Annotated in this window: 19 protein-coding genes; 11 read left to right on the forward strand and 8 right to left on the reverse strand. The window is 73.0% G+C overall.

The window, feature by feature from the left end; genetic code table 11:
• Positions 1-42: 42 nt before the first annotated feature.
• On the reverse strand, positions 43-1,467 hold the full coding sequence (locus OHA86_RS02120) for a GH12 family glycosyl hydrolase domain-containing protein (RefSeq protein WP_329171919.1): 1,425 nt from the start codon (positions 1,465-1,467) through the stop codon (positions 43-45).
• A gap of 269 nt (positions 1,468-1,736) precedes the next feature.
• Here OHA86_RS02120 and OHA86_RS02125 point away from each other — a divergent pair, with 269 nt between their 5' ends.
• Positions 1,737-1,994 carry a hypothetical protein gene (locus tag OHA86_RS02125; protein ID WP_329182178.1) on the forward strand — a complete coding sequence of 86 codons (258 nt, stop codon included), beginning with the start codon at positions 1,737-1,739 and terminating at the stop codon, positions 1,992-1,994.
• Between the two features lie 91 nt (positions 1,995-2,085).
• Here OHA86_RS02125 and OHA86_RS02130 read toward each other — a convergent pair whose 3' ends face one another.
• The 3 genes from OHA86_RS02130 to OHA86_RS02140 form a co-directional block, all read right to left on the reverse strand.
• On the reverse strand, positions 2,086-2,646 hold the full coding sequence (locus OHA86_RS02130; RefSeq protein ID WP_329171921.1) for a hypothetical protein: 561 nt from the start codon (positions 2,644-2,646) through the stop codon (positions 2,086-2,088).
• A gap of 85 nt (positions 2,647-2,731) precedes the next feature.
• The gene (locus OHA86_RS02135) at positions 2,732-3,241 is read right to left on the reverse strand and encodes a DUF5709 domain-containing protein (RefSeq protein WP_329171923.1); all 510 of its coding nucleotides are present in this window, start codon (positions 3,239-3,241) and stop codon (positions 2,732-2,734) included.
• Between the two features lie 548 nt (positions 3,242-3,789).
• The gene (locus OHA86_RS02140; protein WP_329171925.1) at positions 3,790-4,413 is read right to left on the reverse strand and encodes an alpha-ketoglutarate-dependent dioxygenase AlkB; all 624 of its coding nucleotides are present in this window, start codon (positions 4,411-4,413) and stop codon (positions 3,790-3,792) included.
• 91 nt (positions 4,414-4,504) lie between these two features.
• Between OHA86_RS02140 and OHA86_RS02145 the strand changes: the two genes are divergently transcribed.
• Positions 4,505-6,049, forward strand: a complete 1,545-nt coding sequence (locus OHA86_RS02145; RefSeq protein WP_329171927.1) for an ATP-dependent DNA ligase — start codon at positions 4,505-4,507, stop codon at positions 6,047-6,049.
• A gap of 219 nt (positions 6,050-6,268) precedes the next feature.
• On the opposite strand, the gene OHA86_RS02150 is transcribed toward OHA86_RS02145, so the two are convergent.
• Positions 6,269-7,528 (reverse strand): phosphodiester glycosidase family protein, encoded by a 1,260-nt coding sequence (locus OHA86_RS02150; RefSeq protein WP_329171929.1) that lies wholly within the window; start codon positions 7,526-7,528, stop codon positions 6,269-6,271.
• Between the two features lie 247 nt (positions 7,529-7,775).
• Between OHA86_RS02150 and OHA86_RS02155 the strand changes: the two genes are divergently transcribed.
• Together OHA86_RS02155 and OHA86_RS02160 are read left to right on the forward strand one after the other, a co-directional pair.
• Entirely contained in the window at positions 7,776-8,561 is a 786-nt protein-coding gene (locus OHA86_RS02155; protein WP_329171931.1) for a hypothetical protein, read from the forward strand.
• A gap of 139 nt (positions 8,562-8,700) precedes the next feature.
• Complete coding sequence (locus tag OHA86_RS02160; protein ID WP_329171933.1) at positions 8,701-9,705, forward strand: phosphotransferase family protein; 1,005 nt, start codon at positions 8,701-8,703, stop codon at positions 9,703-9,705.
• 58 nt (positions 9,706-9,763) lie between these two features.
• Here the strand turns inward: OHA86_RS02160 and OHA86_RS02165 are convergent, their stop codons facing one another.
• Positions 9,764-10,765: a beta-ketoacyl-ACP synthase III gene (locus OHA86_RS02165; protein ID WP_329171935.1), complete on the reverse strand. Its 1,002-nt coding sequence runs from the start codon at positions 10,763-10,765 to the stop codon at positions 9,764-9,766.
• A gap of 470 nt (positions 10,766-11,235) precedes the next feature.
• Here OHA86_RS02165 and OHA86_RS02170 point away from each other — a divergent pair, with 470 nt between their 5' ends.
• The 7 genes from OHA86_RS02170 (at position 11,236) to OHA86_RS02200 (ending at position 17,330) form a co-directional block, all read left to right on the forward strand.
• Complete coding sequence (locus OHA86_RS02170) at positions 11,236-11,706, forward strand: hypothetical protein (protein WP_329171937.1); 471 nt, start codon at positions 11,236-11,238, stop codon at positions 11,704-11,706.
• Between the two features lie 401 nt (positions 11,707-12,107).
• Positions 12,108-13,478, forward strand: a complete 1,371-nt coding sequence (locus tag OHA86_RS02175) for an ABC transporter substrate-binding protein (RefSeq protein WP_329171939.1) — start codon at positions 12,108-12,110, stop codon at positions 13,476-13,478.
• Complete coding sequence (locus tag OHA86_RS02180; RefSeq protein ID WP_329171940.1) at positions 13,475-14,488, forward strand: carbohydrate ABC transporter permease; 1,014 nt, start codon at positions 13,475-13,477, stop codon at positions 14,486-14,488. Before OHA86_RS02175 ends, OHA86_RS02180 begins: the two co-directional genes overlap by 4 nt.
• The gene (locus OHA86_RS02185) at positions 14,485-15,402 is read left to right on the forward strand and encodes a carbohydrate ABC transporter permease (RefSeq protein WP_329171941.1); all 918 of its coding nucleotides are present in this window, start codon (positions 14,485-14,487) and stop codon (positions 15,400-15,402) included. Before OHA86_RS02180 ends, OHA86_RS02185 begins: the two co-directional genes overlap by 4 nt.
• 253 nt (positions 15,403-15,655) lie before the next feature.
• Positions 15,656-16,807: a cellulose-binding domain-containing protein gene (locus tag OHA86_RS02190; RefSeq protein WP_329171942.1), complete on the forward strand. Its 1,152-nt coding sequence runs from the start codon at positions 15,656-15,658 to the stop codon at positions 16,805-16,807.
• A 125-nt stretch (positions 16,808-16,932) separates the two neighbouring features.
• Complete coding sequence (locus tag OHA86_RS02195; RefSeq protein ID WP_329171943.1) at positions 16,933-17,127, forward strand: aldo/keto reductase; 195 nt, start codon at positions 16,933-16,935, stop codon at positions 17,125-17,127.
• Positions 17,128-17,153: 26 nt separating this feature from the next.
• Positions 17,154-17,330: a hypothetical protein gene (locus OHA86_RS02200; protein ID WP_329171945.1), complete on the forward strand. Its 177-nt coding sequence runs from the start codon at positions 17,154-17,156 to the stop codon at positions 17,328-17,330.
• A gap of 76 nt (positions 17,331-17,406) precedes the next feature.
• Here OHA86_RS02200 and acs read toward each other — a convergent pair whose 3' ends face one another.
• On the reverse strand, positions 17,407-19,362 hold the full coding sequence (acs, locus tag OHA86_RS02205) for an acetate--CoA ligase (protein WP_329171947.1): 1,956 nt from the start codon (positions 19,360-19,362) through the stop codon (positions 17,407-17,409).
• Positions 19,359-19,991: an acetate uptake transporter gene (locus tag OHA86_RS02210; RefSeq protein ID WP_329171949.1), complete on the reverse strand. Its 633-nt coding sequence runs from the start codon at positions 19,989-19,991 to the stop codon at positions 19,359-19,361. Before OHA86_RS02210 ends, acs begins: the two co-directional genes overlap by 4 nt.
• Positions 19,992-20,103: the final 112 nt, after the last annotated feature.

The following is a 20,103-nucleotide window of genomic DNA, read 5'->3' on the forward strand; positions in this document are numbered from 1 at the left end:
AGCGGATTTCGCCGCCGCCCCGCGGCACCGGCCCGGCCGGGTTCAGCTCGCGGTGCAGGTGAGCGTCGGGGTGGTGTTGCCGCCGCTGTAGGTGCCCTGGACGCCGAAGTGCGTCGAGGCGGCGGGCGCCAGCTGGCCGTTGTAGCTCATGCTGGCGGCCGTCACCGCCGCGCCGGACTGGGCGACGGTGGCGTTCCAGGAGCTGGTGATCCTCTGGTTGCCTCCGTAGGTCCAGCCCACCGTCCAGCCGTGGGTGGCGGCGCCGCCGGTGTTGGTCACGGTGACGTCGGCGGTGAAGCCGCCGCCCCAGTCGTTGACCGTGTACGCCGCCGAGCAGCCGCTGCCCGTGCCGCCGCCGGGGCCGGCCGGGGTGGTGACGGTGACCGGGGCGGAGGCGGGCGAGGTGTTGCCCGCCGCGTCCCTGGCCTTGACGGTGTAGCTGTAGGCGGTGGACGCGGTCAGGCCGGAGTCGGTGAAGGACGTGCCCGCCGTCGTACCGGCCAGCGCGCCGTTGCGGTAGACGTCGTAGGCCGTGACGCCGACGTTGTCGGTGGCCGCCGACCAGCTGAGCGCGGCCGAGGTCGCGGTCACCGCCGTGCCGGTGAGGCCGCCGGGCGCGGTCGGCGCCTGGGTGTCGCCCCCGCTGCCGCCGGTGCCGGTGCTCGCGCTGAAGGAGAAGCCGGTGGTGGCCAGGCCCTGGCCGCCCTGCCAGACCTCGAAGCCGGCCTCGGCGTCGATCAGGTAGTGCGAGGCGTTGACGGAGCCGCGGCCGACCGCGTCGTCGATCAGGCCCTTGATGTCGAGGCCCGTGAAGGACGTGCCGCCGCCCTGCAGCACGTAGGAGATGATCTTCCAGGAGGTCTGCTGGCCGGTCCACACGTCCCAGTTGTGGCCCGCTGCCGACGAGGTGCCGGTCTTGCCGCCGAAGGGCTGGACGCCGCCGCGGCTGTTGAGCCAGATCATGATCTCGGTGCCGTCGGGCTGCCCGATGGTGGTCGGCGTCGAATTGATCCACAGGTCGTACGCCACGTCGTAGGCACCGGCCGCGGGCTGGGTGGTGCTCCACGAGGAGGTGGCGCTGCCGAGCTTGCTCACCTGGATCGGCAGCCCGCTGCCGGGAGTGCAGTCGCCCCAGTGGCAGCCCTTGAAGATCGACGGGTAGGTGGCGGGGGCGCCGTTGGTGGGGAGGTTGAAGTTCGCGGTGTCCAGCGACCAGGCGGTGCCGCCGGAGTAGGTGACGCACTGCTGGGCGGTGGAATTCCACTCGTTGGCCTGGATGGTGTAGTCGCCGGCCGCGATCGTGCCCTGCGGCTCGCAGGTCCGCACGGAGGCGGCGTGCGCGGACTGGCCCGCGGTCAGCGGCAGCAGCAGCGCGGCGACCGCGGTGAGCACCGCGGCGGCGGGCCGCAGCCGCGGTGCGCGCGGCAGCAGCCGCCGGAGGCGGTCGGGTACGGGAAGGCGTGTCACTGGTAGTCCCTTCACCAGCTCGTGGGGGGATGGCCGACGACACGGGAGCGGATTTCTGTGGGAGCGCTCCCATTTCGTCGTCTGTCGGCCCCTCGGTCCCTGTGGGTCCAAGGGGTTTACGCAACGGTGGCTCCGGTACGGCGCCAGGCGTCGACTCTCGCTGTCAACCGGCTGTCCGGGCCGCAACTCATCAAGCCAGCAGGCCCGGCCGCCCGTCAAGAGTCCGTGATGCCTTCACGTCTTGAAGGCGTACCGCCGAGCGGGTGGGGATGCGGACCGTCGCCCTTGAGGCGCGGGGCCATGACGCGCTGGAATTCCGGGTGCGGACGGCGTACGAGGAATTCGTCGCGCCCGGCGCCGCGCGTTTCCGGATCCACGGCGAAGTGCGGCGGCTGCACGACCTGGTCAGGCTCAGCTGGGAATGGGCTCCGGTGGACGGCGGCGAGACGCAGGGCGGCGGGCTCCAGGTGCTGCTGCTCGGGCCGGACGGGCGGATCGCGACGGACTATCAGTTCATCGGCCTCTGAGACCCGCGACGGCGGCGCAAAGGTGGCCGCCGCTCATGGCGGCGGCCACCCAAGCCCGAACACACGCGCCTTGCGGCCCGCTCACGCCCGGTCAGCCGGGGAAGGCCCTGGCCAGGCGGGCGCTTTCAGTGGGCGACAGTTCCCGGTCGATCTCCGGGACCAGGTCGCGCTGCTCGTGGGCCACATACTGGTCGATCTCGGCCATTGTGCCGCCCACCAGCAGGGCGTAGGTGCCGTCGGGCGGCTCCGCTGCCATCAGGTCGGTCAGCATCCGCAGCAGCCGCTCGCCCTCCGTGCGGTCCTCGCGCACGGCGTCACCGGCCACGTGCCGGTGGTCCAGGGCCCGGCGGGCGGTGGCCTCGGTGGCCCGGCAGTGCTTGGCGAACGCCTCGGCCAGCGGGCGCAATTCACCGCGGGACGGTATGCCGCGGTGCCGCAGCCGCTCCAGCAGGTCGTGCACGGCGGTGCCCGACGCCACCACCTCGGCTGACAGGCCCTCGTGGTGCGTGCGGGCCTTCGCGACGGCGTCCGCGTCGGCGCGGGCGCGGGCGTCGAAGAACTCGGCCTCGCTGCGAATGCTCGCCGGGCCGCAGATGCGTTCGTGACCGGCGGGCACACCGACCGTGTCCTGGGGCTTCATCAGTTCGCTCATGCCACCGACTCCTTGCCTTCGCTACGGTGCCGTCACCTTCACGCGCGGTCCGCCGGCTCTTGTCCGGCCGCCGCGGCCCGCACGGTCAGGTCTCCACGTCCACGTCCACGACCTCGTCGTCGTCCAGCGGCCAGTCCGTGTCCTCGACGACATGGACGGCCGCCTCCTCCGCCGAGGCCGCGCCGCCGTCGATGCCGACGTCCTCGCCGACCATGCCGTCCTGGCGGCTCCTCACCCCCTCGTCGGGGGCGACCAGCCGGCCGGAACGAGGCTCGCCCGCCTCCGGGTCGATCAGCTCGCCATCGGTGTCGGACGCGTCGCCCAGGCCGTCGTCCGAGCGCACCTGGATGTCGGGGCGCTCGCGCGGCAGCCGTTCGTCCAGGCTCTCGCCCGCCCGCTGCTCGGCGGCTGTGGTACCGACGTCCTCGACGCCGCGCGGGTAGTCCGGCGGCGAATACCCTTCGTCGAGCACCTCGGCGATCCCGCGGTCGTCCAGGGTGTCCTCGGGCTCCAGCGGCCCGGTGTCCTCCTGGATCTCGCTGCCGTCCGGCTGGTACACGTCGTCGCCCATGGCGCCGTCGATGCGCTCGGTCATGTCGCCGCACCTGCTTCGCCCGGGGGCGGAAAGTGGCAGCCGGCCACCGCCCGCCGGACAGCGGCCGGGCCTGCTGCGGGAGATGCGGTTCGCACGGATGACCACGTCCTTCCTGGTCGGGGTGGACGCCTGCGCCGCCCCGACGCCTCGTCAGGCGCCTGCCCGCCCGTCCGCGGCGGAAACCGGCCGCGGCCTGGGCCGGCCGAACACGCCGGACGGCTTCCTTCCATCATGCGCGCGAACCGGCGTCCCGCGCCTGCGGGCGCACCAGGCGAGCGCTCGGCGGGACCCGCGGCGGTCCGTGGCGCCGTGCCGCACAGGCCACGGACACACCAGCCGCGGACGGTCGGGCCGGGCGGCACGGGTCCCTGCACGCACAGGCCGCGCCGCAGCGCCCGCGGACCGCGGACCCCGGACCGCTCAGGCCCACCGCACAGCCCGCGCACGCTCGGGCGACCGCAGCGACCACAGCCCGCAAACCGCTCAGGGACGCCGCTCGACGCGTGCACGCACAGCCCGCGCCCCGGCGACCGCAGCCCGCGGACCGCTCAGGCCACGCCGCGCGGGCGGAACTGCACGCTGATCCGGCCGCCGACCGCCGACCGGGTCTTGGGTATCGCGTGGTCCCAGGTGCGCTGGCAGCTACCGCCCATCACGATCAGGTCGCCGTGGCCCAGCGGCACCTTCCGGGCGGCGCCGCCGCCGCCGCGCGGGCGCAGCAGCAGCGGCCGGGGGTCGCCGAGCGAGAGGATCGCGACCATCGTGTCGCGTGTGGCACCGCGGCCGAAGCGGTCGCCGTGCCAGGCGACGCTGTCCCGGCCGTCGCGGTAGAAGCACAGGCCCGCGCTGACGAATGCCTCGCCCAGCTCCGCCGCGTAATGCGCGCCGAGCCGGTCGCGGGCCTCGGTCAGCACCGGGTCGGGCAGCGGCTCGCCCTCCGCATAGTGGGCGAGCAGGCGCGGCACCGCGACCACGTTGTCGTACATGGTGCGGCGCTCCTCGCGCCACGGGACCCGGGCGGCCAGATCGGCGAAGAGGTCGTCGGCACCGCTCAGCCAGCCGGGCAGCACGTCGATCCACGCGCCGTGGCCGAGCACGGTGCGCCGCAGCCGGTCCAGGCCGCCGAGGACCGGGGCGCCGGTGGCGAAGAGTGATGTCTGCTGATGGGACATGGCTCCACCATAACCCCTATTCGTACATCATTTCGATTCTCCGTTCGAGTGAACCCGCGCGCTTCGCCCCGGGCCGTCGCAGGATGGAGACATGCTCTTCGCCGAGGTCGCCCGGGTCTCGCGGGAGGTCGCCGGCACATCGTCGCGGTCCCGCAAGACCGACCTGCTCGCCGGCTTCTTCCGGGACGTCGGGCCGCAGGACGCGCCGATCGCCATCGCGTACCTCGCCGGGCGGCTCCCGCAGGGCCGGCTCGGCGTCGGCTGGGCCGCGCTGCGCGACCGGGCGGACCCGGCGCCCGGTGCCGCGCTCACCGTCGCCGAGGTGGACGCGGCGCTCACCGCGGTCGCCGCCGTCACCGGCCAGGGCTCGCAGGCGGGCCGGCGCGCCCTGGTCCAGGATCTGCTGGCCGCGGCCACCGCGACCGAGCAGGAGTATCTGCTCGGCCTGATCACCGGCGAGGTCCGGCAGGGCGCGCTCGACGCCGCCGCCGCGGAGGGCCTGGCGGCGGCCGCCGGCGCCGAGCCCGCGGGGGTGCGGCGGGCGGTCATGCTGGCCGGCGCGCTCGAACCCGTGGCGGAGGCGCTGCTCGCGCGCGGCCCCGACGCGCTCGCCGACTTCCGGCTCACCGTGGGCCGGCCGCTGCTGCCGATGCTCGCGGCAGCCGCCAAGTCCGTGCCGGAGGCGGTCGCCAAGGCCGGCGGGCCGTGCGCGGTCGAGGAGAAGCTGGACGGCATCCGAATCCAGGCCCACCGCGACGGCGACAGCGTACGGCTGTTCACCCGCACCCTGGACGACGTCACCGACCGGCTGCCGGAGATCGTCGCGACGGTACGCGCGCTGGACGGGCGGCGGTTCGTACTCGACGGGGAGGTGCTGGCCTTCGACGCCGACGGGCGCCCCCGGCCCTTCCAGGAGACCGCGGGCCGGGTCGGCTCCCGGGTCGACGTCGCCGCGGCGGCCCGCGCGCTGCCGGTGCGCGCGGTCTTCTTCGACGTGCTGTCCGCCGACGGCCGCGACCTGCTCGACCTGCCGTACGCGGAGCGGCACGCGGCCCTCGACGCGCTGGTCCCGGCGGAGGCCCGGGTGCGGCGGGCCGTCGTCGCCGACCCCGGGGACCCGGCGGCGCTGCGTACGGCCGAGGACTTCATGGCGGCGGCGCTGGCGCGAGGGCACGAGGGCGTCGTCGTCAAGGCGGAGGACGGCCGCTACGCGGCCGGGCGGCGCGGAGCGTCCTGGATCAAGGTCAAGCCCGTCCACACCCTGGACCTGGTGGTGCTCGCCGCCGAGTGGGGCCACGGGCGGCGCACCGGCAGGCTCTCCAACCTGCACCTGGGGGCGCGGGGCGAGGACGGCGCCTTCGTCATGCTCGGCAAGACCTTCAAGGGGCTCACCGACGCGGTCCTCGCGTGGCAGACGGAGCGGCTGCTCGCCCTCGCCGTGCGGGACGACGGCCATGTGGTGACCGTCAGACCCGAGCTGGTGGTCGAGATCGCCTACGACGGCGTCCAGACCTCGCCGCGCTATCCGGCCGGCCTCACCCTGCGCTTCGCGCGCGTCGTCCGCTACCGCGAGGACAAGTCCGCGGCCGAGGCCGACACGGTGGACGCGGTGCGCGAGGCGCACCCGCCCGCCTGACCGCGGGGCGCCCGGGAGCCGGGCGCGGCTGCCCCCGTCCCGCCTCGCGGTACTCCCGCGCGAGGGCTCCCCCCTACGCAGGCGGCGCCCATCCGCCGGCCGCGGGCTGCTGGGGGCGCCTCTACGGAACGCGGCGCCCTACCAGGGGCGCGGGGAACTGCCGGCGACGCGGGGACCGCCTGGCGGGCTCCCCCGCCGCGGCGCGCCCGGGAGCCGGGCTCAGCGGGCGTAGACGGCGACGAAGTCGCGGGTGGCCTGGGTGTAGTAGCGGTCCGGGGGGTCCTCGAAGTCGAGGATGTTCGTGGGCGCCGGGTTCGCCGGGGTGCGGGCGCCGTCATAGGACATGAAGGACGGCCACGCGCGGTTCATGTCGAGCGGCATCGCCCGTACCGCGCCGGCCCGCTGCATGAGCTGCGCGAGGGTCTGCGCGGACAGCCCCTGGCCGACGACCATGACGATGTCGCCCTCGGCGGTGACGCCGACACCTGAGCGCGGGACGAACATCCGGCTCTGGTCGCTGACGCCCCACTTGGAGCCGTCGTCGATGTCGGGGACGACCCGGCCGCCGTCGACCATCAGCTCAAGGCACTGGCGCACACCGGTGACGTCGGGGGTCATGCGGACGTCCCGGCCCCAGACGCCGATGCGCAGCGAGCCGTCGCGGTAGAAGACCTCGGAGGCGGCGCCGTCGCGCAGCTCGCCCGCGGTGCGGCCGTCGAGGTAGAAGCCGCCGCGGGAGCCGCCGTCGGTGATGCGGAAGCCGCCGTTCCAGGTGGCGACCAGGCCGGTCCGCTGCCCCTCGGGGATGGTGGGCGGTACGTCGAAGGTGCCGCCGGGCTCGCGGAAGCCGGGGTGCAGCTGGAAGCGGGAGTATTTTCCGCTGATCCAGGCGACCGCGGCCTCGTAGGAGGTGTGTTCGCCGTCGGGGCGTACGTAGGTGCCCTGGACGATCGGCTGGCCGTGGGCGGCGGCCAGGGCGCGGTAGACGCCCTCACCGGGGAGTGCCGGGCTGACCAGGGGACGCATCGGGGCGCGCAGCGCGACCAGGGGCTGGGCGGGGACGTGTGCGGGGGTGGGGACGGCGCCCTGGGTGGCCTTCATGCGGGCCAGCGCGTCGGTGGACAGGGTGCCGCCGACCTTCGGCGGGTTCATCGAATACTGCATGTCCTCCAGCTTGTCGACCACGAAGCCGAGTTCGTGGTCGCGGGCCCATTCGGCGAGGCGGGCCGCGGTGCTGTCCTTGCCCGGGTAGGTCAGTGCCTGGCCGACGGACCAGCCGGCCGTGCCGACGCAGACCACGCAGACCCCGGTGAGGCCGCGGGTGACCAGTTTGCGGCGGCGGAGCTGCTCGGGGGCGAGGTCGCGCCGGTGCTTCCACGGCAGCAGCCGGCGCCGTCGCCTCCTGCCCGGCCGGCTCGCGCCGTCGGCGGGGTCCGCGGTGCCGTCGTCCGGCCGCGGCTCGGTCGTCTGCTGGCTCATCCCGGTCCCTCCGCGCTGTCCGGATCTTCCGGTGAGCTGTTTGTCCGACCGGTGCGCGTACCAATCGCCCGCCGTGCGAGAAGCACCCGCCCGCCGCAGCCGCGGCACCCTCGCGGGTGTACGTACTGCGCCGGGCGCAGTCCCGCGGCCTTCCCCGCGACGACGCGGCGGGCGGGCGGCGGACCCTAGCGTGGGCGCGTTCCGCCCGGGGCGTGGTGCCCGGGTGACGAGGAGTCGGGAGCCGTCCATGTCCGCCATCAGCACGGTGGCGCCCGCCGCCGCAGGGGCCGCCCGCGCGGCGGGGCCCGCCGAGCGGGCGGCCTGCGCGGTCGGCGCCGCGCTTGTCACGTCCGGGCTCTTCCACCTGGGGGTCTTCTTCGTGGACGGCGGCCCCTGGGACGGGCCGGTGTCCTGGCGCAAGCCCTTCACCTTCGGGGTGTCGTTCGGCCTCACGCTGATCGCCGTCGCCTGGGTGACGTCGTACGTCCGGATACCGGCCCGCACCCGGGCGGTGCTGCTGGCGCTGTTCACCGCGGACTGCGTCCTGGAGGTCGCCGGGATCACGGTGCAGGCGTGGCGCGGGGTGCCCTCGCACTTCAACATGGAGACGCCGGCGAACACCGCCGTCGCGATGTCGCTCGCGGCCGGCGGCGCCCTGCTGGTGGCGGTGCTCGGCACCTTCGCGGTGGCCGCCTTCCGGGCCGAGCCCGCCGGACCCGCGGGGATGCCGCTGGCGCTGCGGGCCGGGTTCGCGCTGCTGATCGTCGGGCTGCTGTCGGGCGCCGCGATGATCGCCCGCGGGGTGGCCGACACCAGGACCGGCCACCAGCAGGCGGCGTATCACTCGACGGGCATGCTCAAACCGCTGCACGGGGTGACCCTGCACGCGGTGCTGGTGCTGCCCGCGCTGGCCTGGGCGGTGTCGCGTACGGGGTGGCCCGCGGCCAGGCAGCGGCAGGCCGTGCTGATCGGGGTGTGGCTGTACGCGGCGGCCGCCGCCGGCGCGCTCGGCTGGGGCGCGCTCACCGCGTAGTGCGGCCCCTTGTCGCGACCGGCTGCCCGCGGAAGTGGGTGTCGCCGTCGCAGGCCGGGACGGTATACGTGGTGCCGGCGGGCGGCCGGGGCGGATCGGCCCCGGTGGCGGCCCGGACCGCGGGAGCGACGGAGGACCGATGGCGGTACACACGGTGGGCGACGGGACGGTGGACGGGCTGCTGGCGCGGGCCGGGGTCGGGGCGTCCCGGGTCGCCGCGCGGACCGCGCTGTCCGGCGGGTCGTACAACGCCCTGCACAGCGTCGGGCTCACCGACGGCACCCGGCTGGTCCTGAAGGTCCCGCCGCCGTCCGGCACCCCGCGGCTGCGGTACGAGGCCGAACTGCTCTGCGGCGAGGCGCTGTTCTACGAGTCGGCCGCCGCGGTGGGGGTGCCGGCGCCGCGGGTGGTGCACGCCGAGTGGGCCGAGGACGCGGGCGCGGCGCCCTTCCTGCTGATGACGTACGCGCCGGGAGTGCCCTGGTCCGAGGTCGCCGGGGCCATGGCGGCGGAGGAACGCGACCGGCTGCGCCGGGAATTGGGCGGTCTGGTAGCCCGGCTGCACACCGTGCGGGGGCCGGGGTTCGGCTATCCGGCGCAGCGCGTGGCCCCGCTCGCCGACCGCTGGGCGCCGGCCTTCGCCGCGATGACCGGTGCCGTGCTGGCCGATGCCGCGGACTTCGGCTCCTGGCTGCCGCGGCCGCTCGACGCGATACGGTCCGCCCTCGCGGGCGGCGCCGCGGCGCTGGAGGAGGTGGCCGAGCCCGCGCTCGTCCACTTCGACCTGTGGCCCGGCAATGTGCTGCTGGACGGGCCGCCGGGGGCGCGTACGGTCGGCGGCCTCATCGACGGGGAGCGGATGTTCTGGGGCGACCCGCTGGCGGACTTCGCGTCGCTGTCGCTCATGACCGGCGACGCCGAGGACGATCCGGCCTTCCTCGCCGGTTACGGCGCGGCGGGCGGGCGTACTGACTTCGACGCCGCAGCCCGGGTCAGGCTGGCCCTCTACCGCAGCTATCTGTACCTGATCATGCTGGTCGAGGTGGTGCCGCGGAGCACCGGGGGCGAGCAGCTCGCCTGGGTGCGGGACTTCACCGCGCCGCGGCTGGCCGCCGCGCTCGACGTGGTCGGCGCGGGAGGCTGACGCCAGGGTCCCGGGCGGGCCGCCGCGGCCCGCCCGGGGCAGCGGCGGCCTCCCGGGGTCAGGGCAGCGTGGCGACGAGTGCCGCGTAGGACAGGCCGGAGCCGTACCCGAGCAGCAGGGCGGTGTCGCCGGCGACGGCCCGCCCCGAGGCGAGCAGCGACTCCATCGCGAGCGGGATGGAGGCACCCGAGGTGTTGCCGGTGGTGACGATGTCCTTGGCGACCGCGACCCGGGCGGGCAGGCCCATGGAGCGGGTCATGGAGTCGATGATCCGCTCGTTCGCCTGGTGCGGGATGAAGGCGTCGAGGTCGTCGGCGGCGACGCCCGCCGCGTCGAGCGCCTGGACGGCGACCTTGGACATCTCGTAGACCGCCCAGCGGAAGACCCGCTGGCCGTCCTGCCGCAGCGCGGGGAAGGGCTGGTCCGGGGCGTCCCGCAGCGCGTCCCACGGCACGGTCTGCGTGATGGCGTCGGCCTGTGAGCCGTCTGCGCCCCAGACGACCGGGCCGATCCCGGGCGTGTCGGACGGGCCCACGACGACCGCCCCCGCGCCGTCGCCGAAGATGAACGCGGTGGAGCGGTCGGTCAGGTCGAGGATGTCGGACATCCGCTCGACCCCGACGACCAGCACGTGCCCGCCGCGGGCGCGTACCGCGTCGGAGGCGAGGGTGAGGCCGTGCACGAAGCCGGCACAGCCTGCCGAGATGTCGAAGCCGGCCGCCCCGGTGGCGCCGATGCGGTGGCCGATCTCGGTGGCGACGGCGGGGGTCTGCTTGAGATGGGTGAAGGTCGCGGCGATCACGCAGGTGATGGCGTCAGGGGTGAGCCCGGCCGCCGCGATCGCCTTGCTCGCGGCCTGTTCCGCCATGACGCCCAGGGTCTCGTCGGGTCCGGCCCAGCGGCGGGTGACGATGCCGGTTCTGGAGCGGATCCACTCGTCCGTCGAGTCGATGTGCCGGCACACCTCGGCATTGTCGACGACCCGGCGCGGGCGGTATGCGCCGACCCCGAGGATCCGGGTGTGCCGCGCACCGGCGGACACGGCGATCTCAGCTTTCATGGGAGCCTTTCAGGCCATCGGCCGGGACGGGTCCGGACCACGGTACCGGGGCATGATCACTCCGACCCGCAGCGGATGCCGCCGCAGCCGGGCTCCGGCCGGAAGCCACCGGGATGCGGCCGGGATTCGACGGTACGCCGCCGCGTCCCGCCGCCCCCGACCCGACCGGCCGGCGTACTGCGACGGCCGGGCGCGGTGCGGACCGCAGGACCCGACGGGCCGGCCGCTTGTCATGTAACGCCCTGACCAGCGGACGACCCGGCACCCATCCTATGGCGTGCGTATGTTCCGCCGGTGAATGAGCCGTCACGGCTCTCCGGCCGGCCGGCGGCAGTACGGCCGGTTCGGGTCTGGGCGCGCGCCCGGCGCGGCACTGCCCGTTGCCAACGCCCGCTCCCGGGTCCCACCTTGGTGCGGTCATGGTCACCGCCGGGCGGCCCCGCACGCCCGGCCGAGAGAGAGGACCCGATGTGCTCCGCAGACTCTCCGCCCTCGTGACGGCCGCTGCCGCCGTCGCCACCGCCACGGTGGCGTCGGCAGGCGGCCCCGCAGCGGCGGCCACCCCTCCCCCCACTCCCTGCGCGACCTCCTCCGTCGTCGTCCGGATCGACGGCCTGGCCTTCGACCCCGCGTCCGTCCCCGCCGGCGGCACCTCGACGGCGACCCTTGCGGCGACCAACTGCACGGGGCAGTCCAGGACAATCAGCGAGACCTGGGTGGGCCGGTTCCTGTCCGGCACCTCCACCGGTATCCCGGCCGGCTGCCCGGTGATCGACCCGCTGCCGCGGTCGGTCACTTTCGCACCGTACGCGCAGGTCTCGACCGCGGGCAGCTATCTCGTCCTCGCCGGCTGCACGGCCGACCGGCTGCGGCTGACGGTCACGCTGAGCCAGGGCGGTGTGCAGCTGGCGAGCAGGACGGCGGATCTGCTCATCGGGTGACCGCCGCGGGGCGGGCGTACCGTGCCGCAGGAAAGCTGCTGACCGCGGCGCAGCGCCCCTCGCGCCCCCAGGGACGTCCATGACGTCGAACGGCCGCCGTACGCCCTTCCGGGGGCGTACGGCGGCCGTTGTGAGTGCGGCCGGCCGATGCCAACCGAAGCGAACATGTTCCAACACCGAGCCGACATCACGGTCCGGCAACGCATCAGGATCAGGGCGTTGACGGCCCCCTGCATGTGGCGTAGAACTACCCTGCAGTTGCGATGGCGTTTCATCTTGGTGACTTCTGTTGGAAAAGGCTTCGGCGCTAGAGACCCGCCAGAGCCCCCGCTCCGTCAGCATTTCGCCTTCAGCTCTCCTACAAGTCCCCTAATAAGCGCCCACACACACATGGAGGCACCATGTCGGACGTCGAGACGTCGGGAACCGACGCGGGCAGCAACCCGTCCCCCTCGCGGAGGAATCTACTCAGGGGCGTGGCCGGGGCCGCGGGGCTCGCGGCAGTGTCCGGCGGCCTGCTGACGGCGTGCAGCAGCGACTCGGACTCGTCGGACAAGAAGTCCGGCAGCTCGGGCACCACCGGCTCGGTGGCCGGCAGCACGGTCACTTTCGGGTCCAACTACTCCGACCCGGCGGCCAAGACCGCGTTCGCGGCGCTCACCACCGCGGCCACCACGTCCTCCAAGGTGAAGGTGACGATCAATACGGTCGACCACAACACCTTCCAGGAGAACATCACCAGCTACCTGCAGGGCACCCCGGACGACCTGTTCACCTGGTTCGCCGGCTACCGCATGCAGTACTTCGCCGCGCAGGGCCTGGCCCAGCCGCTCGACGACGTCTGGGAGAAGATCGGCGGCAACTTCGGCCCGGCCGCCAAGCAGCTGTCCACCGGCCTCGACGGCCACCAGTACCTGGTGCCGCTCTACAACTACCCCTGGGTGGTGTTCTACAACAAGAGCGAGTTCGCCAAGCACCACTACACCGTCCCGACCACGTGGGACGAGTACATCGCGCTGGCCAAGCAGATGAAGACCGACGGCCTGATCCCGATCGCCTTCGCCGACAAGGACGGCTGGCCCGCGCTGGGGACCTTCGACATCCTCAACATGCGGATCAACGGGTACGACTACCACATGAAGTTGATGACCCACAAGATCCCGTGGACCGACCAGGGCGTCGCCACGGTCTTCCAGCACTGGGCCGAGCTGCTGCCGTACACGCAGTCCGGCGCGAACGGCCGGATCTGGCAGGATGCGGCCAAGACGCTGGAGACCAAGAAGGCCGGCATGATGTTCCAGGGCACCAACCAGGTCGCCGCGCAGTACGTCACCGACAAGGCCGACCTGGACGACCTGGACTTCTTCACCTTCCCCACGATCAACCCCAAGTGGGGCCAGGACTACATGGACGCGCCCACCGACGGGTTCATGCTGAGCAAGAAGTCCAAGAACACCGACGCGGCCAAGGCGATCCTGGAGTACATCGGCAGCGGTCCCGCCGAGGCCGAGTACCTCAAGACCGACCAGTGGGACGTCGGCCTGGCCAACGGCCTCCAGGTGCCGACGTACAACGCGATCCAGAAGAAGTCGGTCACCGAGATCGGCAAGTGCAAGGCCGTCGCGCAGTTCATGGACCGCGACTCCGACCCGGCCATGGCCAACGCCATGATCTCGATCCTGCAGAAGTTCATCGACGACCCGAGCACCGGCAACATCGCGAAGCTCCAGAAGAGCGCCGAGGACCAGGCGAAGGCGATCTATACCTCATGAGTTCGACGTCCCAGGTGGACACCGCGGAAGCGGCGCAGGACGGGGCCACGCCGGCCCCGGCCCCGCGCCGCCGCCGCGGTGTGCGCAAGCTCAGCATCCGCGACCGCATCGTGGTCGCCGTGCTGCTGGGCATACCGCTGCTGCTCGATCTGGCCTTCGTGTGGTTCCCGGCGATCGGGACCGTCCTGCTGTCGTTCACCAAGTGGAACGGCGTCGGCAGCCTGCACAGCCAGACGTGCAAGCCCAACGTCCCGTCGATCCTGAACAACGGCTGCTGGTACGGGGTGCAGAACTACCACCAGGCCGCCACGATCTACCCCGAGTTCTGGCCCGCGGTCCGCCACAACCTCATCTGGCTGGCCGTCTTCGTCCTGATCGCCACGCCGCTGGGCATGCTCTTCGCGGTGCTGATCGACCGCGGGATCCGCGGCAGCCGGATGTACCAGAGCATCCTGTTCCTGCCGGTCATGCTCTCGCTCGCGCTGGTCGGCATCATCTGGGAGTTCATGTACTCGCAGAACTTCGGGCTGATCAACACCGTCATCGGGCGCAACAGCGACAGCAACGCCATCGACTGGCTGGGCAATCCCCATCTGAATCTGTGGGCGGTGCTGGTCGAGGCGACCTGGCGGCAGTCCGGCTATGTGATGGTGCTCTACCTGGCCGGCCTCAAGGCCGTCGACCCGACGCTGCGCGAGGCGGCGACCGTGGACGGCGCGAACGCCTGGCAGACCTTCTGGCGGGTGATCTTCCCGGTGATGCGGCCGATCAACATCGTCATCATGGTGGTCACCGTCATCGAGTCGCTGCGCGCCTTCGACCTGGTCTACATCACCAACAAGGGCATCAACGGCCTGGAACTGCTGTCGGTGCTGGTCACCTCGAACATCGTCGGTGAGACCCAGCGGGTCGGCTTCGGCTCCGCGCTGGGTGTGGTGCTGCTGATCATCTCGCTGGTGCCGATCTCGGTGTTCCTCTACCAGACGTTCCGCCGGGAGGAATCCTCATGACGACCGAAGCCCTCACCAGGCCGGGGACGGCGCTGCCGTCCGCACCCGGCCGCAGGAGGACCCGGCCGTGGGGCCAGATAGCCTCCCAGGCCTTCCTGATCGTCGCGTCCGTGCTGTGGCTGCTGCCCATCGCCTTCGCGCTGTACGTGGCGATCCGGCCGTACTCCGACACCCGCAAGTACGGCTACGTCTCGATGCCGCACCACCTGACGCTGAAGAACTTCAGCGACGCCTGGTCGCAGTCGGACATGCTGCACTTCTTCTGGAACTCGGTCCTCATCACGGTGCCCGCGGTGATCATCGTGCTGGCACTGGCATCGGGTGTGGCCTTCGTGCTGACCCGGGTCAACGTCAAGATCAACGTGGCGCTGCTGATCCTCTTCACGGCCGGGAACCTGCTGCCCCAGCAGGTGATCATCACCCCGCTGTACCGGATGTACCTCAAGATCACCCTGCCGCACTTCGTCAGCGACAGCGGCCTGATGTACAACTCGATCTTCGGCCTGATCGCCATCAACGTGGCCTTCCAGCTGGGCTTTTGCGTCTTCGTGCTGAGCAACTACATGAAGTCGGTCCCCGAGGAGATGTACGAGGCCGCGCTCGTGGACGGCGCGTCGCTGTGGACCCGGTTCTGGCGGCTGACCATTCCGCTGTGCCGCCCGGCGCTCGCGGCACTGGCCACGCTGCTGACCACCTGGATCTACAACGACTTCTTCTGGGCCATCACCCTGATGTCGTCGGGCGACAAGCGGCCGGTGACCTCGGCGCTGGCCAATCTGCAGGGCCAGTTCGTGAGCAACCAGAACCTGATCGCGGCGGCGGCGATGATCGCGGCCGTACCGACCCTGGTGGTCTACATCCTGCTGCAGAAGCAGTTCATCGCCGGTCTGTCGCTGGGCTCCAGCAAGGGCTGAGCAAGGGTGGGCAAGGCGGTACGGCGGGGCCGGCGCGCGCAGCGCCGCCGGCCCCGCCGTACCGCCGGCGGGGCCTCAGCCCCGGGCGTCGCAGCGGTGGGGTGCGCGGGGCATTGACAGCGGTGAGGCCCGCTTCCATAGTGTGGGAGCGCTCCCACCCCCACTTCCGGGAGCGGCCTTCCCCCCACATGCCCAGGAGGTCCCTGTGCGCGCATCCTCGCGGCGGTTAATCGTCAGACCGTGGCTGTGGCCGGTGGCGGCAGCGGCGCTCGTGCTGCCCGCCCTGGTGGCGCTGCCCGCCCACGGAGCGGCGTCCGGCTGCTCGGTGAACTACACCGTCAACGAGTGGTCGGGCGGCTTCACCGCCCAGATCAAGGTCACCAACCTCGGCCCGGCCGTCAACGGCTGGCAGCTGGCCTGGACCTACGCCGGCGACCAGCACATCACCTCGGGCTGGAACACCACCGTCACCCAGACCGGCGCCGCCGTACGGGCCGCCGACGCCGGCTACAACGCGGCCATCGCCACCGGCGGCGCCGCCGACTTCGGTGTGCAGGGCACCTGGAGCGCCGCCGACCCGACGCCCACCGCCTTCATCCTCAACGGCACCGCGTGCACCGGGAACGGCACGCCCCCCACGACACCCCCGACCACTCCCCCGACCACGCCTCCCACCACTCCCCCGACGACCCCGCCGCCCACCACGCCGCCGCCGTCCGGCTGCTCCGGTGCGGTGATCTGCTCGGACTTCGAGGACCAGACCGGCACCGCGCCCTCCGGGCAGTGGCAGCCGGCCGCGCCCGACTGCTCGGGCACCGGCGCTGTCGCCGTCGACACGGCGGTCGCGCACAGCGGGACCCGGTCGCTGCGGGTGGACGGCCACGCCGGCTACTGCAACCACGCCTTCGTCGCGGACACCCAGGACCTGTCCGCGGTCGGCCCGGTGATGTACGTACGGCTGTGGGTGCGGCACACCACCGCGCTGCCGGCCGCGCATGTCGCCTTCGTGTCGATGCCGGACTCCTCGCAGGGCGGCCGCGCGCTGCGGATCGGCGGGCAGAACGGCGCGTTGCAGTGGAATCGCGAGACCGACGACGCGACGCTGCCCGAGCAGAGCCCGGCGGGCGTCGCGCTGAGCCGCCCGCTGCCCACCGGCAGCTGGCAGTGCCTGCGGTTCGCCGTCGGCACCACCGCGCCGTCCCTGCAGACCTGGCTGGGCGACCAGGACGTGCCGGGGCTGCGGGTGGACGGCGTACCGACCGCCGACGTGGACCGGCAGTGGCTGTCGCGCACCACCCCGCCCCGGCCGACCGCGCTGCGGCTGGGCTGGGAGAGTTACGGCACCGGTGACGACACCCTGTGGTTCGACGATGTGGCGGTCGGCTCCTCGCCGATCGGCTGCTGAGGCCGCCTGACCACGCGGTTCACGCGTGGGCGGCCGGTCCGCCGTCGGTGGCGGACCGGCCGCCCGCTCCCCGCCGGGGTCTGCTGGCCGGCCGCTGTCCGACCGGCACCCCGGCGGACTCGCGGGTGGCGCGCGGCGCGAGCCTGCGGCCGGCCAGCCTGAGCCCGCAGCTGCTGGCCGCGCTGCGCGGCCTGGACGGCCTCGCGCGGCGGCGCGGCCAGAGCCTGGCGCAGACGGCGCTGTCCTGGGCGCTGCGCGATGCCCGGGTGACCTCGCTGATCATCGGGGCGAGCAGCGTCGGCAGTTCGACGAGAGCCTGACGCGCTGCGCCACCGAGGTGGTCGAGGTGCCCTCGACCGCGGACGACGCCGCCGAGGTGCCGTGGCGGCAGGCGCACCACTGGGCGGAGCTGGCCTTCCCGCTGCCCGCGCCCGGGCGGCATGTGCTGACGCTGCACACCGTGAGGACCGGGCTGATGAACTACGCCCGGCTCGATATCAGGGGGCGCGAGCGGGCCGTCTGAGGGGGCGCCCCGGCCCCCGGGTGGACCCGCGCTCAGGGAGCGGGTCCACCCGGGGACGCTTCGAGGAGCGGCGGGCTCAGGACCCGTCGGGCAGCCGCTCGCGGATCGCGTCCATCACCGAGGAGTCCGTCAGCGTCGTGACGTCGCCGAGTTCACGGTTCTCCGCGATGTCCCGCAGCAGCCGGCGCATGATCTTCCCCGAGCGGGTCTTGGGAAGTTCCGCGACCACCAGGATCTGCCGCGGCCGGGCGATCGCCCCGATCTCCTTGGCCACATGGGCCCGCAGTTCCTGCGCCGGTTCCTCGTCCGCGCCCTTGGCCGCCGCGTCGCCGCGCAGGATGACGAAGGCGACGATGCCCTGCCCGGTGGTCGGGTCGGCGGCGCCGACGACCGCGGCCTCGGCGACCAGCGGGTGGGACACCAGCGCCGACTCCACCTCGGTGGTGGAGATCCGGTGCCCGGAGACGTTCATGACGTCGTCCACCCGGCCCAGCAGCCAGATGTCGCCGTCCTCGTCCTTCTTGGCACCGTCCCCGGCGAAGTAGCGGCCGGGGAAACGCGACCAGTACGTGTCCAGGTAGCGCTGCTCGTCGCCCCAGACGGTGCGCAGCATCGCCGGCCACGGCCGGGTCAGCACCAGATACCCGCCGGAGCCGTTCGGCACCGGCTCGCCCGCGTCGTCCACCACGTCGGCGCAGATGCCGGGCAGCGGGCGCAGCGCGGAGCCCGGCTTGCAGGTGCTGACACCGGGCAGCGGGCTGATCATCTGGGCGCCGGTCTCGGTCTGCCACCAGGTGTCGACCACCGGTGTGCGGTCGCCGCCGATGGCCCGCCGGTACCAGATCCACGCCTCGGGATTGATCGGCTCGCCCACCGACCCCAGCAGCCGCAGCGACGTCAGGTCGAAGCGGCCGGGGATCGCGTCGCCCCACTTCATGAAGGTGCGGATCGCGGTCGGCGCGCAGTAGAGGATCGTCACCTTGTACTTCTGCACGATCTCCCACCAGCGGCCCTGGTGCGGGGTGTCGGGGGTGCCCTCGTACAGCACCGAGGTCACCCCGTTGGCCAGCGGGCCGTAGACGATGTAGGAGTGCCCGGTGACCCAGCCGATGTCGGCGGCGGTCCAGTAGACGTCCCGCTCGGGCTTGACGTCGAAGACCGCCCAGTGCGACCACGCGACCTGCGTCAGGTAGCCGCCGGTGGTGTGCAGGATGCCCTTGGGACGGGCGGTGGTGCCGGAGGTGTACATGATGTAGAGCGGGTGCTCGCTGTCGAACGCCTCGGGGGTGTGCTCGGCCGGCTGGGCGGCGACCAGGTCGTGCCACCACACATCGCGGCCCTCGGTCCAGCCGACGTCCTGACCGGTGCGGCGCACCACCAGCACGCTGCGGACGCCGGGGCACTGCTCGAGTGCCTCGTCGACGGCGGGTTTGAGCGCGGAGGCCGCGCCCTTGCGGTGGCCGCCGTCGGCGGTGACGACCACCCGCGCGTCGCAGTCCTGGATACGGCCGCGCAGCGCCTCGGCGGAGAAGCCGCCGAAGACCACCGTGTGCGGGGCGCCGATCCGGGCGCAGGCCAGCATCGCCACCACGGTCTCGGGGATCATCGGCAGATACAGCGCGACCCGGTCGCCGGCCCGTACCCCGAGCGAGAGCAGCGCGTTGGCCGCCCGGCTTACCTCGTCCTTGAGGTCGGCGTAGGTCAGGGTGCGGGTGTCGCCCGGCTCGCCCTCCCAGTGGAAGGCGACCCGGTCGCCGTGCCCGGCCCTGACATGGCGGTCCACGCAGTTGTCGGCCACATTGAGCCGCCCGCCGGTGAACCAGCGGGCGAAGGGCGCCCGGCTCCAGTCGAGGACCTGCGTCCACGGCTGCGCCCACTCCAGCCGGGCGGCCTGCGCCGCCCAGAAGGCCTCGCTGTCCGCGGCGGCCTCCTCGTAGGCCGCCGCGGTGACGTTCGCCTGCTCCGCCAGCGCGGCCGGCGGCGGGAAGCGCCTTTCCTCCCTGAGCAGGTTGGACAGGGTCGCGTCACTCATGAGTGGGTGCCCTCGACCGGGCCGCCCCGTCCGGCGCCCGCCGACGCCACGCCGGCGAAGACCGGTACGACTGCGCGCTTCCAGGTGCTGTTGGTGACCACGGCGAAGGAGGCGTACCAGGCAAGCAGCGCGGTGAGCAGGCCGATCCAGCCGCCGACCTTGGTGGTGGTGGTCGACTCGGCGAATTCGGCGACGGTCAGGACGACGAAGGTCGCGGCCAGCGCGACGAAGACCGCGAGCAGCGCGCCGTTGGTGCGCAGCGCGGCGACCGTCATGTAGACGGTGAAGATCGCCCATATCAGCAGGAAGAGCCCGGTCGCCTGGTGCGCGGTGTCGGGCGGAAGGTCGCCGACCACGAATTTCACGTAGGCGGCGTAGGACAGCCAGAAGGCGCCGTAGGAGCCGAAGGCGGTCGCCCCGAAGGTGTTGCCCTTCCTGAACTCCCACATGCCGGCCAGCAGTTGGACGAGACCGCCGTAGAACAGCGCGAGCGGCAGGACCACCGGCAGCAGGTCGGCGTCGATCAGGTGGGCGTTGAAGGAGCTGAGCACGAAAGTGGTGGCGGCGAAGCCGGCCAGGCCCAGCGGACCGGGGTCGGCGACGGCGGGCTCGGGCACAGGACTGCTCATCTGCGGTTTCCCTCCTCATTGAGGCACGGCAGGGCCGTGGGAGGACCGTTTCCGGTCGCGGCACACGCTAGGTCCGTGCCGGGCCCGCGACGAGGCGCCCGTCACAGGGAGT

It is taken from the genome of Streptomyces sp. NBC_01477, assembly GCF_036227245.1.
Taxonomy (GTDB): domain Bacteria; phylum Actinomycetota; class Actinomycetes; order Streptomycetales; family Streptomycetaceae; genus Actinacidiphila.